Raw genomic sequence first — 14,446 nt, 5'->3', positions numbered from 1 at the left:
ATCTGGAAACACACAAGCTGCCACGTCACCCGCTGGTGGCAAAAGGCTATCCCTCGATCGGATGCGCACCTTGCACATCCACCGTGAATAAGGGCGAAAGCAGCCGCGCAGGCCGTTGGCGCGGAACAACAAAAACCGAATGCGGCCTTCACGCCGCACCACTGAAATCTGGAGACGTCACATGAGTATTATTGTTACCGATCAGGGATTCGAGAGCTTTGAAGACCCCGCACAGTGGATCCCAAGTGACCATACGATCAACTTACCATCCGACACCGATCCGGCTAGACTATCCGATCTATTGCATGGCATGGAACTTGTTCGCGTTGATTTCCCAAGCTTTGCCGATGGACGCGGGTTCACTCTCGCCCGGCTGATCCGTCAGAACGGGTTTCAGGGGCACCTGCGCGCGAAGGGCCATGTCATCGCGGATCAATATGCGATGGCGCGGCGGTCGGGTTTTGACGATGTGGAAATCGACGACGATCTCGCGGCCCGTCAGCCCGAAGATCAATGGCTCGCACGTGCGAATTGGCAAGCACATGACTACCAGTCCCGGCTACGCGGGATCGCCGCCTGACGCACTGCGGCTCGCGACCAACCCATCCGCCCGGTCCCTGCGACCATGGGCGGGTTTCGTCTGATGTAAATCAAAGATAGATGTAAGGGACCGGTTTACACCAACCGGTATAGAAAACATGACAGAGTTGAGCCCAGTGACCGAAGCCACAGCCACCAAAGCGCCCGCCGCCAAGACACTCGCCGTTCCCGACGCGCAAACCGTGACATCGGTCCAACACTGGACCGACCGCCTGTTTTCGTTCCGCGTGACCCGCCCAGCTTCCCTGCGGTTCCGCTCCGGAGAGTTCGTGATGATCGGCCTGATGCAGACGGACGAAAAGACCGGCAAGGAAAAGCCGCTCCTGCGCGCCTACTCCATCGCATCACCGTCCTGGGATGAAGAACTGGAATTCTACTCGATCAAGGTCCAGGACGGCCCGTTGACCAGTCGCCTTCAGCATATCGAACCGGGCGATCAGATCATTCTGCGTCCAAAACCCGTCGGAACACTGGTGCATGACGCGCTTCTGCCCGGCAAACGGCTTTGGCTATTTGCCACAGGCACGGGCATTGCGCCCTTCGCATCGCTGCTGCGCGATCCGCAGACCTACGAGGATTACGACGAAGTCATTCTCACCCACACCTGCCGCGAGGTTGGAGAGCTTCAGTATGGCAAGGAACTGATCGCTGATATTCGCAAGGATGAATTGCTGGCCGAACTGATCGGGGAAGGATTTGCCGACAAACTGCGCTATTATCCAACCACCACTCGTGAGGACAGTCCCAAAATGGGCCGCATAACCGATCTGATGCGGTCGGGTGATTGCTTTGCCGATCTCAACGTTCCGGTCATTTCGCCCGAAACCGACCGTGCGATGGTCTGTGGCAACCTTGCTTTCAACCTTGAAATCAAAGAGATGCTGGAAGGCTACGGTCTGGAGGAAGGCGCAAATTCCGATCCCAAGACCTATGTGGTGGAAAAAGCGTTTCTTGACTGAAGTGATACCTTAGCTTCACACCTCAAATATTTGAATTTTAGTACTTTTCAAAGATAACGCGGTCAACAAAACCGGCGACATTCATGATGAACTGATCGCCGGCTGGTTTCGTGTAGCGTAGCTTTTTTGCGCCTGTAGCAATTGGTTCCTGAACAAGCCGCACAGGCCCCTTGGCCGCATAGCTGTTGCCGATTTCTTCTAACGCGTCGAGGTCCGGTAAGCCGCTTTCCTTAATTTGCTCAGCCAAGGCATGCCACTGGTATCCTTCTTTGCGGGTCTTGTCGCGCATGCTCATATTCCATGATCCGATCAGGACTTTTCCTGCGATCTGCATTGGAGAACGAACAGGGAAATGCGCCAATTTAACAACAGGATGCGGCTCTGCTTTAATCTTCTTTATCCCGTGTGATCCAGATGTCACCTCAATGGGCCGTGACACACATGCAGGAATGAGCACCTTGGAATAGGCCGGCTTCTCACGCCTGCGTCGATGTGTGATCCGGGTCAGCGGGTTCAGATCATCCTGCGGGTCGGAAGGCCGTGGAACATACGTCACCCACGGAATGGTCACCGGACCAGTCGCTTGTTCGAACAGATCGGAAAGGTCCATAGCCGTGCAAATCAGGAATTCGTCGCTGTCCAATAAGACAATGTGATCCTCTGCATAGGGCCCATTCACATGGTCACTCAAAATGCTGGCCTGAATGTGCTGTAGGGCGTCGTTGACCTCGTGGGATACAGCCAAACCTTCGTCTTGCAGCGCTTGAAGAATGGATCTCGTTCGGTCTGTGCTGCCGTTGTCGATCACATGCAGATGGTCCAAAAACGCCAGATTGTGCCGCACCATCGCTTCGATCACGTCGTCTTCGTTTTTGACGACAGACAGCCCCACAATCCGCATTTAGACAAACCTTTACGCAACAACGTTGACACCCGACCGTACCGAAGCAACGGCGGTTGTCATCCTGATACGCGCAAAACAGACCGCGCGCCATTCTGGTCGCGCGGCCTATGCAACAGTTCTTCTTTCGGTTCAAAGGCCAAGCTGGTCGCGCAACGTTGCCAATAGCGCCTTTAGCTGTTCAGGATTATTTTGCGCGTCCTCAAGTGCAGCTTTGGTCGAGGTTTTGATCAGCAGCGACAGCTTGGACTCATCAATATAGGCGACCACCTTTTCAAGGTCGAAACCATCAGCAGTCAGAAGCTCTGCAATATCTGGGTCACTTGTTGTCGCATCGGCGTCATCAGCAGTAGATTCTGTGGCAGGTTCGTCGCTCTCAACCGCAGGTGCCGCTGCCTCTGCCGCGTCGTTAAGTGTGTTGGCAACACCTTCGATCACGTCCTCGGCTTTCTCGGCTGTTGTTTCAGCCGTTGCATTGGCCGGGTCGGCAAGGTCGTTTGCTTCTGTTTCTCCGTCTTGAACCACCCCTTCCAGCGCATCGTCGGCGGCTTCGTTCGCATCACTCGATGCGCCGGTCGCGTTGTCAATTGCCTCTTCGGCTGTGCTCGTCGCAGTGTCCAATGCGGTTTCGACGGCGTCGGCCACTTGTGACACGGCTGCATCCACTGCTGTGACGGCCTCGTCCGCAGTCTCTTCTAAGGTCTCGATCACGCCTGATGTAGTATCCTCAGCAACAGGCGTGTTTTCGACATCTGCAGCCTCAGCAGGCACAATGCTGTCCCCAGATGGCGTTTCGACACTTGCCGTCTCGGGCGCCTCTCCTGGCTCGACGAACAGCCAGACGGCAATGCCAACCGCCGCTACAACCGCTAGAATGATCAGATTTTTCATTGGTTCGAGACCCCTTGAATTGGCGCTTTGTCCCGCCGCACCGATTTGGTTTGGTCGGACAAGCGTACATGTGCGTGCCGTTAAGTGTGACTTCTAGGGGGAAACCCTGAACGATCGGCTCAGTTCCAAGGAAAAGCCGCTTGAAAGGCGACGGTATGCCGTCTACTTTACATCCCTGATTTGAACTGCACCAAAGGAGCGACACCATAGCCCGCAGACCTCACAACGCGCCCCCTACGCGCGACACCGGCCCCCGCGTAAATGAACGCATTCGGTGCCCGGAAATCCGCCTGATTGGCGCCGACGGTGAAAACGTAGGTGTTGTCACGCCCGAGCGTGGCATGCAGCTGGCTGAAGAAGCCGGGCTGGACCTTGTTGAAATTTCGCCAAACGCATCGCCTCCGGTCGTCAAGATCATGGATTTCGGCAAGTTCAAGTATGAACAGCAAAAGCGCGAATCCGAAGCGCGCAAGAAACAAAAAATCATCGAGATCAAAGAGGTCAAATTTCGACCCAACACTGATACGAATGATTACGAAGTCAAAATGCGGAACGTCTTCAAGTTTCTTGAGAACGGCGACAAGGTAAAGGTTACCCTGCGGTTCCGCGGTCGTGAAATGGCGCACCAGAACCTTGGTCGCGAGCTGTTGGAACGGGTGGCAGAAGACACCAAGGAACATGGCAAGGTCGAAAATATGCCCAAGATGGAAGGCCGTCAGATGGTCATGATGATCGGCCCGCTTCCGAAATAATCGCGGCGCATTGTTCTGAATTTTTTGAAAGCGACCTTCGGGTCGCTTTTTTCATGCCTTCTCGCGCGGCGTTGGCCGGGATGGGGGTTCCTTGAGCAAGCCGCCCACGCCCATACCCATGATGTCTGACGCACGGACCGGAACATCGCATAACAGCCGCTCCAACACCCAATCGGCCCCGTTCAACGCAGGCGAACGTGCACATCCCGGCAATCCGATCACCGGCACCGTTCCAAGATGCCCCCAGAACAACAGGTTTCCCGGATCGACGGGCATGCCGTAATGCACCACCTCGCCCCCTGCCGCGCGCAGCGCTTCCGGCGCGACATCGTAGAGATCTGATGTCGCAGATCCTGTCAGCACACAGAGGATGTCATAGTCTGACACTGCGCCTGCCAAAATATCGCGCAACGCATCAATCTGATGTGGAACAACGGTTTTAGGCCCCAAGGACACCCCAAGCCGGTCAAACCGGGTTGCCATGGCCCGCTGACCTTTGGAGCCGTCATCCTTAGCCCCGACGCTGGTCTGGATCAGCAACGCCCGTTTGCGGGAGACCGGCCGCAGGGCAAGTGCATTTTGTCCCACCGAACACGCCGCCTCGACAGCTGTTTCGGGCGCGGCGTATGAAATAATCTTGACCGTGGCCACCATCCCCCGCGCCGCCATAAGGTGCCATTGAGGGACAGTTGCCACCGTGACCATCGGATGCACCGCGTTCACTGCATTGATCCGGTCCGCATCAATTGCGGCCACGCCAGTTTTGGTTGCGTAAATGTTTACCCGTCCGGTGCTGGCCGGCGCGACACGCAGGTTGGTCGCAGCAGGATCAGGCACCAAGGCCTGCGCCAAAAGCTCGGCAGCCCTGTCTTCGTGCACATCGTCACCATCAAGCCGGGCCACCGTCACTTCGGTGACATCTGCCGCTTGCAAAGTGTCCAACGCCGCGCGGTCCAGCGTCACGCCCTTACGCAGCCGACCTTTTGGCAAAGCCACGGAATGCGCAAGGATCGCGCCCTCCGCCTCGGCCAAAGGAACGGGGCCGAACTTCATGCGCCTTTCCGCAGGACGCGGGTCATTTCAGCAAGGATGGACACTGCGATTTCCGCCGGGCCAGACGCGCCAATATCAAGCCCAACAGGACCGTGGATCTGCGCGATCTCTGCTTCGGTAAAACCCGCAGCGGTCAACCGCTCCACGCGTTTGGCATGCGTGCGGGTCGATCCCAGCGCGCCGATATAAAAGCAATCCGCCCGCAGTGCTTGTTCCAGGGCTGGGTCATCAAGTTTCGGATCGTGGGTCAATAAAACCAGCGCGGTGCGCGTATCCAGCCCTAGTTGAGTGATCGCCTCGTCCGGCCAGTCGTGCAGAATGGTTTCGCCGGGAAAGCGGGTGTCCGACCCAAACGCCTCGCGCGGGTCAATCAGTGTCGGATCATAACCCGCGATGCGCGCCATTGGCACCAGAGCCTGGGCGATATGCACGGCGCCAACCACAATCAAACGTAGCGGCGGGTTGTGGATACCGACAAAGGTACGGCTGCCTTCGACAAATCCGGACCGGTCCATCCGGAACGCATGGTCATAACCCTCTTTGGTCAGAGCGCAGGTTTCACCATCCAGATCAACCACATAGGCGACAGGCTGTCGGTCTGAGCGAAATTTTACCAATTGGTCAAGAATGTCTTCGGGCAGAACGGCGCCTACTGGTTCAACCAACACGCGTATGGTGCCACCACAGGCAAGGCCAACTTCAAAAGCATCCTGGTCGCTGACACCAAACTCAAGCTCTCGAGGTTTACCGTCTTCCAACGCTTCCATGGCCTCGACCACAACCGCGCCTTCGACGCAACCGCCAGACACTGACCCTTCAATCTCGCCTTCGCCGGAGATGGCAAGTTGCGACCCGACGCGGCGCGGCGCGCTGCCCCAAGTCTCGATCACTGTGGCCAAAACGGCCCCTTTTCCCGCCCGATGCCAGTCAAGCGCCGTTTCGGGGCATCTGTCAAACCGGTCCATAGTCCTGCTCTCCTCGCGTGGTCGCGGCGACTGTATCATGCGGCGCAGCGCTGTCTCCCCCTGCGTTGGTGTTAGATCGCAAACGCGTGAAGCACAGCGGCGTGACGCGACTGACACAAACCTAAGCGTCGAAAGTGGACGAACGCAAAGTGCAAAAGCTACCGGAAATGCGTGAATCCGATCGCATGCCCTTCCGCAAGCAGTTTGAAACAATCCTCTGAGGCACAATTCGACCAGCGCCAATCGTCACGCACCCGTCACTCCGAAGTGACAAAGCCTGAATTGTGTTCAACGAACTCTCATTCCTAACGCTGTGACAGGCAGAGCGCTGTGCCCTGACCACATACGTCAATGAGAAAGGCTTCACTTCATGTCCATGCTTCGGATCACTGTTAACAATACTTCGCCGGATGGCGGCACGTTTCTGACCCCGTTCTGGTTCGGTTTGCACAATGGCGCGTTTGACCTTGGGGATGTGGGTGCGTCGGCTTCGGCCGGTCTTGAAGCCTTGGCCGAAGACGGCAATTTCGACCCGATCGCTGCAGAATTGATCGGTGCCGATGCCGGCGCCTTGGGCGGGGCAGTGTTTGGCGATGCCGGACCAATTGCCACCGGCGAAATTGCGACGACCCTTTTGAATGTAGATGGCGCTTCCCTGCCCTACATCAGTCTTGCCGCCATGATCCTGCCATCGAACGACGCGTTCATTGGCACCCTGGATGCGGTCGAGTTGTTCGGCGACGATGGTGACTTCATCGGTCCGGTGACGCTGAACTTTGATGGCAGCCGTGTGTATGACGCAGGCACCGAGGTGAACACAGAGCTGGACGCCGCGTTCATCAACCAGACAGGACCGAACACTGGTGAAACCGAAGATGGCGTCATCACGTTGCATCCCGGGTTTAATGGGTCCGAAGGCAATCCCGAGGGTGAAGGCGACCAGATCATTCTGGGTGGCGCAAATGCGTTTGGTGTGCCGATTGATGCAACAGCAGCCGACTTTACCCGCGACGGTGCAGAGATTGCCACGGTCACAATCGAAGAGGTGGTCGAACTGCGCGTCACTGTGACCAACACCTCGTCCGACGGCGGCACATTCCTGACGCCGTTCTGGTTTGGCCTGCATGACGAAGGCTTCGATCTTGGAACACGCGGAGAGGCGGCATCGGCAGGTTTGGAAGCTCTGGCCGAAGATGGCAGTTTTGATGCCATTGCTGCAGAACTGGTTGCGGCTGATCCAGACGGTGTCGGCGGTGCCATCCTTGGTGCGCGCGGTCCAATCGCCACGGGCGAAACCGCCAGCACCACGCTTCTTGCCAACACCGCAACACCTTATATCAGCCTTGCCGCGATGATACTGCCGTCAAACGACGCCTTTATCGGCACATTGAACGCCATCGAACTGTTTGATGAAAATGGTGATTTTCTAGGCAACAAGGTTCTGACCTTTGATGGCAGCAATGTGTATGATGCAGGCACTGAGGTGAACACCGAACTGGACGCCGCGTTCATCAATCAGACCGGGCCAAACACTGGCGAAACCGAAGGTGGTGTCATTACCTTGCATCCGGGCTTCAACGGGTCCGAAGGCAATCCCGAGGGCGAAGGCGACCAGATCATTCTGGGCGGCACCAATGCATTCGGTGTGCCGATTGATGCCACTGCAGCCGACTTTACCCGAGATGGCGCAGAGATCGCCACGGTCGCCATCGAAGAAGTGACAGTTCGTTTGGGATCGGGCGCAGATGAAACCTTTGAGGTCAGCGATTTCGCATCCGCCGCGCGGGTGGCTGGGTCCGCTGGAACCGATGTGATCGACGCAAGTGGCACCGAATTTGCCGATGTCGTGATCAACCGCATCGACGATGGATTCGCCATTACGCCAAACGATGGTGCAGCACTGCATTTCTCTGGCATCGAAGAAATCCGCTTTGACGACGAAACATTGGTCGTGGAATCAGGCGGCGCGGTTCAGACGGTTGGGTTGTTTTATGAAACCTTGCTGGGTCGCGACAGCGATGTTGCCGGCCTGAGCTTTTGGTCCGAGTTGGGTGACGGCGATTTCGGTCTTGGCAACGTGGCCGATTTCATTCTGGCGTCAGATGAATTCGTGTCCAATGTGGGGACTTTGGAAAGCACCGATGCGTTCCTCGACTTCCTCTACCAATCGGCACTCGGCCGCGAGGCTGATGTCGAAGGCCGCATATTCTGGCAGAACGCGCTCGACTCTGGGGCCGTGGATCGGGGGGACGTCGCACTGGGCTTTGCCACGGCAGCCGAAACGCTTGATCGCTTCTCGGATACGGTGGACGACGGGTTTATCCTGTTTGGATAAGCAGGCCCAATAATTGTCATGCGTTGTGCTGGACCTTAGAAGTTCTGCGCAACGCAACCTCCGCCTATGCCGCTTTGGTCACGTCATACCCATATAGCCAATCGAACCGGCCCAGCATCTGCCTCGGAGAAACGCGGCTGAGCAAACCAAGCGCGGTATGCGCGGCAAAACGAAACGGTCCCGGCGACAGGTGATAATTGCGGGCGTTCTTACCAGCAGCATCAATCACCTTGGTGACCCGCACTTTGCGGCGCTGCTGATAGGCCGCCAAACCGGCGTTGATATCGTCTGCCCGAACAAGTGCATCGGCCAAGACCCAAGCATCCTCCATCGCCATATTCGCCCCTTGCGCCAAAAAGGGCAGCGTTGGATGTGCCGCATCGCCCAACACGGCAATGCCCTGCCCGTACCAATGTGCTGCGACGGGATGTCGGAACAGGCCCCACACGCCGGGCGCCTCGGCCTGTGACAGGATTTGGTGCACTTCGGCATCGAAACCGGCAAAGGCTTTGCGCAGGTTATTGGCGTCGTCTTTCTGCGACCAGCTTTCGGCCGCCCATTGCGCACGTTCCTCAACAGCAACCACGTTAAGCATATCGCCGCCGCGCAGCGGATAGGTCACCATGTGCCGTCCCGGCCCCATGTGCACGCGCGCATGGGCGGGGTGACCGGTCGTGTTCGGAACAATGCAGCGCCACGCGACCTGACCGGTAAAGAATGGCTTTTGCGTTGCATTCAAAACTGGGCGCACCGCCGAATGGATGCCGTCAGCCCCGATCACGAGATCAGTTTCGCGGGTGTCCCCGGTGGCCAGCACAACGCGGGGTCGTTTGCCCTGGGTTACGGTATCGACGCGTTGCAGCAAACGCACCGCAACACCGTGTTCGCGGGCCGCAGAAGATAAAAGATCGACCAAATCGGCACGGTGAACAAACAGATAGCGTTGGTCCGACGGCAAGCGTTTGAGGTCAAGTCGCGCAACCTCAGCTCCGGTGCTGCCATTGCGCAGCGACACCGCCCGTCCCTGCACGGACCGCGAGGCCAGTTCATCCGCCAAACCCAGCGCTTCGATCACGCGCAACCCATTGGGCGACACCTGAATGCCAGCCCCGACCTCGGTGATGGCTTCGGCTTGTTCGAGCACGGTGACGGTTGCGCCCTGTTGGCGCAGCGCAAGTGCAACGGTCAGGCCACCGATGCCACCACCAATCACCGTGATGTCCAGAGCGTTCAGATCCACAGGCAATTCCTAAAAAGCAAACGCGCCAGAGCATGAGCCCCGGCGCGCCAATTCTGATCAAACACGTCGCGAGTCAGTCGTCGCGATGCACTTTCTCGCGCCGTTCGTGACGTTCCTGTGCCTCAAGGCTGAGTGTGGTGGTCGGACGCGCCACCAGACGCTTGAGAGAGATTGGTTCGCCCGTTGCGGCGCAATATCCGAACTCACCTTCATCAATCCGGCGCAAGGCCGCGTCGATCTTGGACACCAGCTTGCGCTGACGGTCACGGATCCGCAATTCAAGCGCGCGGTCGGTTTCCTCGGATGCACGATCCGCCACATCCGGGATGTTGCGTGTTCCGTCCTGCAGGCCTGCAATCGTGGATTTGCTGTCGCTCAGAAGCTCGCTCCGCTGTTCCAGCAATTCCCGACGGAACCACTCCAGCTGACGCTCGTTCATGAAGGGCTCATCCTCGGCGGGCCGATAATCGTCGGGCAGGAAAGTTTCAGCTTTCATCTTCGTCCCCTTGTCTACGCCAGTATCTGTCATAGAAATTCCCTTAGATATCTGGCACCCCTACGCGCAGCACTTAACCGAAGGCCCAGAGGTTGTCACTACCGAATAGCAGCACAAAACGGTGATTTCCTTGAGTTGGGACAAAGACACAAAAAGGCAGGACTGACATGAGATTTGAAGGCACGGACACCTATGTCGCAACCGACGATCTGACCATTGCGGTGAACGCCGCGGTAACCCTTGAACGGCCACTTTTGGTCAAGGGTGAACCCGGCACCGGCAAAACCGAATTGGCCCGTCAGGTCGCGGCTGGGCTGGGCCTGCGGATGATCGAGTGGAACATCAAGTCCACCACCAAGGCGCAGCAAGGGTTGTACGAATACGATGCCGTCAGCCGCTTGCGGGATAGTCAGCTTGGCGACGAGCGGGTCAATGATGTGTCAAACTACATCCGCAAAGGCAAGCTGTGGCAAGCATTCGAGGCGGACGAAAAGGTCGTGTTGCTGATCGACGAAATCGACAAAGCGGATATCGAGTTTCCAAACGACCTTTTGCAAGAGCTCGACAAGATGGAGTTTCATGTCTACGAGACCGGTGAGACCATCCGCGCCCGCCAGCGGCCCATCGTGATCATCACATCGAACAATGAAAAAGAATTGCCCGACGCGTTCCTGCGTCGGTGTTTCTTCCACTACATTCGCTTCCCAGACTCCGACACATTGCGCCAGATCGTCGAAGTACATCACCCTGGCCTGAAAGAAGCGCTGCTGACCACCGCATTGACGCAGTTTTACGAGTTGCGCGAACAGCCCGGGCTAAAGAAGAAACCATCGACATCAGAGGTGCTGGATTGGCTGAAGCTGTTGTTGGCCGAGGACATGACAGCAGATGATCTGAAGCACGATGGCGCGAATGCGTTGCCGAAATTACACGGGGCGCTGCTCAAGAACGAGCAGGATGTGCATTTGTTTGAACGTCTGGCGTTCATGGCCCGTCGCGAGCGGCGATAGGCGCGCCGACACGTCTGGCCGTTTCCGTTGACGGAAACGATTGGGGGGCCAGCCCCCCAAGCCCCCCGAGGTATTTTTGAACCAGAGAAGCCTGTACCGTCCCTATTTCAAAGTGCCACTCTGAAACAATTGTATTTTGAGCCCACCGTGCGGGATCGGCGCGCTGACATTGCGGAACTGCAATCCCGTCGCCCGCGCCAGCCCTTTGTCGGACGTGACGATACCGACACGCCAGCCTTTAAACCGCTCTTTCATGAGTGCGCCGAACGTGCCGTACAGCGCAAAGAGAAGATTTCTATTGCCGATCCGAGCGCCATAAGGCGGGTTCACGATCACCAGGCCTGGCGGTCCGTCGGGTGGAGTGAGGTCGGCCACGGCTTGATGAGTGAAGGTTGTGATCCCGGACACCCCGGCACGGTCTGCATTTGCACTGGCATTGGCGACGGCGCCAGCATCGCGGTCAAAGCCATAAAACTGGACCTTAGTGGGATTTGGCTGGGATTGTGCCGCTTTGACCTCGGCCCAGCGGGCGGCATCAAACGACGCAAGGCTTTCGAAGCCGAACGCCCGGGCCCGTCCGGGGGCAAGGCCCAATGCGATTTCGGCGGCTTCGATCACGAACGTTCCTGAGCCGCACATCGGATCAAGAACCGGTTCGGTTCCATCATAACCACACGCCCGCAGGAACAGGGCCGCGAGGGTTTCGCGCATTGGCGCTTTGCCGATGGCCTGTTTATGGCCGCGTTTGTGAAGACCTTCGCCGGAAGTATCGAGGCTAATCTCGCAAAGGTCATCTTCGATCCGGATGCGAATGGTCAGACCTGCCTTAACAGTGGGCTTGGCCCCAAGCGCATCGGATATGGCGTTTTCGACGCGTTCGGTGGCGGCCCCCGCGTGATAGATGCGCGATTTACGACAGGTGGCTTCGACCCGGTATGGCACATCAGCGCGCAGCAGCCCTGACCAGTCGATCTTGCGGGCACGCTTATCGAGCTGCGCCAGATGCATCGCGCGGAACCGCGCCACCCGCGCGAGCACACGCCCTGCCCCGCGCAAGACCAAATTGGCGCGCCACACCTCGGGCCAATCGCCGTCACAGGTGACACCTCCCGGCACAGTCTGAGGATTGGCAAATCCCAGTGCTACAGCTTCATCCCGTAGCAAGTGTTCCAACCCCGGCGTGCCGGACAAAAAAATCTCAAGAGGCGCGTCTTTGTTCATCCTCGTGGCATAGCCTGAATTTCTGGCAACCGATAGCCACAGGCCGTGCGAAGGTAAGGGCGAAGGGGACAATCTTGGTTCTGTTGCTTCTTTGCACAGGCTAAGATGCTGATTTAATGAGATTTACTTCTCCAGAATCGGTTATTGAAGAAAAGTGATTCGCACCGATTCGTTCTGCCTAGGCAAAAACCATCTTTTCGCCGTAAGCTGTCCCCACAGAGGACAAAAAAACCGCGGAACATAAAGTATCCGCAACGAGCAGGCAGGCTTCATACGTGTCCCAAACCGACTTGAACGTGCGCTTTGTGCGCGCGGATGACTACGACTCGTGGTGCGCTTTGTGGCGCGCGTATCTGACGTTTTACGAAACCTCGGTTGACGAGGCCGTATACGACAGCACATTCGCGCGCCTGTTGGGCGACGATCCGCAGGACTTCAACGGCCTTGTGGCCGAGAAAGACGGCCGTTTGGTCGGGCTGACGCATTACGTGTTTCATCGCCACTGCTGGAAGATCGAGAATGTCTGCTATTTGCAGGACCTCTATGCGGACCCGTCCGTACGCGGCTCAGGTGTCGGACGTGCGCTGATCGAGGCGGTTTATGCCAAGGCCGACGCGGAAAACGCACCGACGGTCTATTGGATGACACAGGACTTCAACCACACCGCGCGACAGCTTTATGACCGGATTGGTCAGTTGACCCCGTTCATCAAGTATCAGCGGGGCTGACGGATGCGCCGATTCCTACTGCCGCTTTACCTATTCCTGGGTGCCTGTATGCCAGTGTCGCATTCAGAACCCGCCACTCGCGCAGCCTTTGTCGACACCACCTTGCCTGCGATCAAAGTGTTTTCCGTGCCGCGCCCGCAACCCGTGCGCGCCTCGAACACTGATTTAACCCGCGACTTCATGGATCTGGCCATGGCGCTCGAATCGGGACGTGATCTTGATGTCTTCACTCGGTTCGAAGGCCCCATCTCTGTGCGCCTGATCGGCAATGTACAGCCCACAGTGCCAAGCGATCTGGACCGCCTTCTACACCGCCTGCGCAATGAGGCCGGGATCGACATCCGCGCGACCAACGGCCCAGACGCCAATATCACGATCAATGCCGTCACCCGCGCCGAAATTCAGCGGTTTCTGCCGCAAGCGGCCTGTTTTGTTGTACCCAACGTGTCGACCCTGTCGGAATACCGGCAAGCCAGACGATCAAACCGGGTCAACTGGGGCAAGATCACAAGCCGCACGCGTCTCGCGATTTTCCTGCCCAATGATTCCAGCCCTCAGGAGGCGCGCGATTGTCTGCATGAAGAGCTGGCGCAGGCGTTGGGGCCATTGAACGATCTTTACCGCCTACCCAATTCGGTCTTCAATGACGACAACGTGCACACGGTTCTGACTGGTTATGACATGCTGATCCTGCGCGCCTATTACGACCCGGCGCTGCGCAACGGCATGTCGCGCAATGAGGTGATGAATCGCATCCCCGAGATCTTTGCCCGCCTGAACCCAGAGGGCCAATTCCTGCCCGCCGTAAGATCTGTGCGCACGCCACGCCCGTGGATCGAAGCCATTCAGACCGCCCTTGGCCCTGGTGCATCCCCCGTGGCGCGCCGCGCCGCGGCAACTGAAGCACTGAGCATTGCGTCAGCCATGGGATGGCAAGACCATCGTCGCGGCTTCACCCATTATGCGATGGGCCGCATCCTGCAAAGCACCGACCCCGATGCCGCCCGGGCACAATTCTTGCAAGCTGATGGGTATTTCGCACGCAGCCCCCAGACAGAGCTGCATCGCGCCTATGTGGCGTCACAGCTGGCCGCTTTTGCACTTACCGAAAACAATCCAGATGCAGCCGTTTACCTGACGGGTCTATCCATTGATCTGGCAGCGCGACATGAGAATGCGGCGCTGTTGTCGACGCTGTTGATGCTTCGCGCTGAGGCGTTGGATTTGGCCGGCCGTGTGTCGGCTGGGTCGAATGTACGTCTGGACAGTCTGGGATGGGCACGATACGGCTTCGG

15 protein-coding genes are annotated in these 14,446 nt (G+C 57.7%); 8 read left to right on the top strand and 7 right to left on the bottom strand.

Annotation, left to right across the window (positions count from 1 at the left end; translation table 11 throughout):
- The 3 genes from ACTG4M_RS15235 to ACTG4M_RS15225 form a co-directional block, all read left to right on the top strand.
- Window positions 1-185, top strand: a 185-nt coding sequence (locus tag ACTG4M_RS15235; RefSeq protein WP_439124519.1) for a phosphoadenosine phosphosulfate reductase domain-containing protein, incomplete at its 5' end; no start/stop codon positions are given.
- A complete protein-coding gene (locus ACTG4M_RS15230) occupies window positions 182-580 on the top strand; it encodes a DUF934 domain-containing protein (protein ID WP_439124518.1) in 399 nt (132 codons plus the stop codon). The genes ACTG4M_RS15235 and ACTG4M_RS15230, both read left to right, overlap by 4 nt.
- Window positions 581-698: 118 nt before the next feature.
- Window positions 699-1,559, top strand: coding sequence for a ferredoxin--NADP reductase (locus ACTG4M_RS15225; RefSeq protein WP_439124517.1), 861 nt, complete (start codon window positions 699-701; stop codon window positions 1,557-1,559).
- Window positions 1,560-1,596: 37 nt separating this feature from the next.
- On the opposite strand, the gene ACTG4M_RS15220 is transcribed toward ACTG4M_RS15225, so the two are convergent.
- Together ACTG4M_RS15220 and ACTG4M_RS15215 are read right to left on the bottom strand one after the other, a co-directional pair.
- Window positions 1,597-2,460, bottom strand: a complete 864-nt coding sequence (locus tag ACTG4M_RS15220; RefSeq protein ID WP_439124516.1) for a glycosyltransferase family 2 protein — start codon at window positions 2,458-2,460, stop codon at window positions 1,597-1,599.
- Between the two features lie 132 nt (window positions 2,461-2,592).
- Entirely contained in the window at window positions 2,593-3,351 is a 759-nt protein-coding gene (locus tag ACTG4M_RS15215; protein WP_439124515.1) for a hypothetical protein, read from the bottom strand.
- Window positions 3,352-3,536: 185 nt separating this feature from the next.
- Between ACTG4M_RS15215 and infC the strand changes: the two genes are divergently transcribed.
- Window positions 3,537-4,103, top strand: a complete 567-nt coding sequence (gene infC, locus ACTG4M_RS15210; RefSeq protein WP_439124520.1) for a translation initiation factor IF-3 — start codon at window positions 3,537-3,539, stop codon at window positions 4,101-4,103.
- Window positions 4,104-4,154: 51 nt separating this feature from the next.
- Here infC and ACTG4M_RS15205 read toward each other — a convergent pair whose 3' ends face one another.
- Together ACTG4M_RS15205 and ACTG4M_RS15200 are read right to left on the bottom strand one after the other, a co-directional pair.
- Complete coding sequence (locus tag ACTG4M_RS15205; protein WP_439124514.1) at window positions 4,155-5,156, bottom strand: molybdopterin-binding protein; 1,002 nt, start codon at window positions 5,154-5,156, stop codon at window positions 4,155-4,157.
- Window positions 5,153-6,121, bottom strand: coding sequence for an XdhC family protein (locus ACTG4M_RS15200; protein WP_439124513.1), 969 nt, complete (start codon window positions 6,119-6,121; stop codon window positions 5,153-5,155). The genes ACTG4M_RS15205 and ACTG4M_RS15200 overlap by 4 nt, the downstream gene beginning before the upstream one ends.
- 370 nt (window positions 6,122-6,491) lie before the next feature.
- Here ACTG4M_RS15200 and ACTG4M_RS15195 point away from each other — a divergent pair, with 370 nt between their 5' ends.
- Window positions 6,492-8,456: a spondin domain-containing protein gene (locus tag ACTG4M_RS15195; protein WP_439124512.1), complete on the top strand. Its 1,965-nt coding sequence runs from the start codon at window positions 6,492-6,494 to the stop codon at window positions 8,454-8,456.
- A 64-nt stretch (window positions 8,457-8,520) separates the two neighbouring features.
- Here the strand turns inward: ACTG4M_RS15195 and ACTG4M_RS15190 are convergent, their stop codons facing one another.
- Complete coding sequence (locus ACTG4M_RS15190; protein ID WP_439124511.1) at window positions 8,521-9,696, bottom strand: FAD-dependent monooxygenase; 1,176 nt, start codon at window positions 9,694-9,696, stop codon at window positions 8,521-8,523.
- Window positions 9,697-9,769: 73 nt separating this feature from the next.
- Window positions 9,770-10,192 (bottom strand): RNA polymerase-binding protein DksA, encoded by a 423-nt coding sequence (dksA, locus tag ACTG4M_RS15185; protein WP_439124510.1) that lies wholly within the window; start codon window positions 10,190-10,192, stop codon window positions 9,770-9,772.
- Between the two features lie 167 nt (window positions 10,193-10,359).
- On the opposite strand from dksA, the gene ACTG4M_RS15180 reads away from it, so the two are divergent.
- Window positions 10,360-11,202 carry an AAA family ATPase gene (locus ACTG4M_RS15180; RefSeq protein WP_439124509.1) on the top strand — a complete coding sequence of 281 codons (843 nt, stop codon included), beginning with the start codon at window positions 10,360-10,362 and terminating at the stop codon, window positions 11,200-11,202.
- 102 nt (window positions 11,203-11,304) lie between these two features.
- Here ACTG4M_RS15180 and ACTG4M_RS15175 read toward each other — a convergent pair whose 3' ends face one another.
- Window positions 11,305-12,423, bottom strand: a complete 1,119-nt coding sequence (locus ACTG4M_RS15175) for a THUMP domain-containing class I SAM-dependent RNA methyltransferase (protein ID WP_439124508.1) — start codon at window positions 12,421-12,423, stop codon at window positions 11,305-11,307.
- Between the two features lie 275 nt (window positions 12,424-12,698).
- On the opposite strand from ACTG4M_RS15175, the gene ACTG4M_RS15170 reads away from it, so the two are divergent.
- Window positions 12,699-13,151 (top strand): GNAT family N-acetyltransferase, encoded by a 453-nt coding sequence (locus ACTG4M_RS15170; protein ID WP_439124507.1) that lies wholly within the window; start codon window positions 12,699-12,701, stop codon window positions 13,149-13,151.
- Between the two features lie 3 nt (window positions 13,152-13,154).
- The coding region (locus tag ACTG4M_RS15165) for a DUF2927 domain-containing protein (RefSeq protein WP_439124506.1) at window positions 13,155-14,446 on the top strand (1,292 nt) is incomplete at its 3' end.

The organism is Marivita sp. (assembly GCF_965656765.1).
Lineage (GTDB): Bacteria > Pseudomonadota > Alphaproteobacteria > Rhodobacterales > Rhodobacteraceae > Marivita.
The sequence above is the reverse complement of the archived record's forward strand: the minus strand, read 5'-3'. Positions and strand labels throughout refer to the sequence as shown.

Coding starts and splice junctions, on each gene's coding strand:
- ACTG4M_RS15230 (WP_439124518.1), top strand. CDS start 182: ATGAGTATTATTGTTACCGATCAGGGATTCGAGAGCTTTGAAGACCCC.
- ACTG4M_RS15225 (WP_439124517.1), top strand. CDS start 699: ATGACAGAGTTGAGCCCAGTGACCGAAGCCACAGCCACCAAAGCGCCC.
- ACTG4M_RS15220 (WP_439124516.1), bottom strand. CDS start 2,460: ATGCGGATTGTGGGGCTGTCTGTCGTCAAAAACGAAGACGACGTGATC.
- ACTG4M_RS15215 (WP_439124515.1), bottom strand. CDS start 3,351: ATGAAAAATCTGATCATTCTAGCGGTTGTAGCGGCGGTTGGCATTGCC.
- ACTG4M_RS15205 (WP_439124514.1), bottom strand. CDS start 5,156: ATGAAGTTCGGCCCCGTTCCTTTGGCCGAGGCGGAGGGCGCGATCCTT.
- ACTG4M_RS15200 (WP_439124513.1), bottom strand. CDS start 6,121: ATGGACCGGTTTGACAGATGCCCCGAAACGGCGCTTGACTGGCATCGG.
- ACTG4M_RS15195 (WP_439124512.1), top strand. CDS start 6,492: ATGTCCATGCTTCGGATCACTGTTAACAATACTTCGCCGGATGGCGGC.
- dksA (WP_439124510.1), bottom strand. CDS start 10,192: ATGAAAGCTGAAACTTTCCTGCCCGACGATTATCGGCCCGCCGAGGAT.
- ACTG4M_RS15180 (WP_439124509.1), top strand. CDS start 10,360: ATGAGATTTGAAGGCACGGACACCTATGTCGCAACCGACGATCTGACC.
- ACTG4M_RS15175 (WP_439124508.1), bottom strand. CDS start 12,423: ATGAACAAAGACGCGCCTCTTGAGATTTTTTTGTCCGGCACGCCGGGG.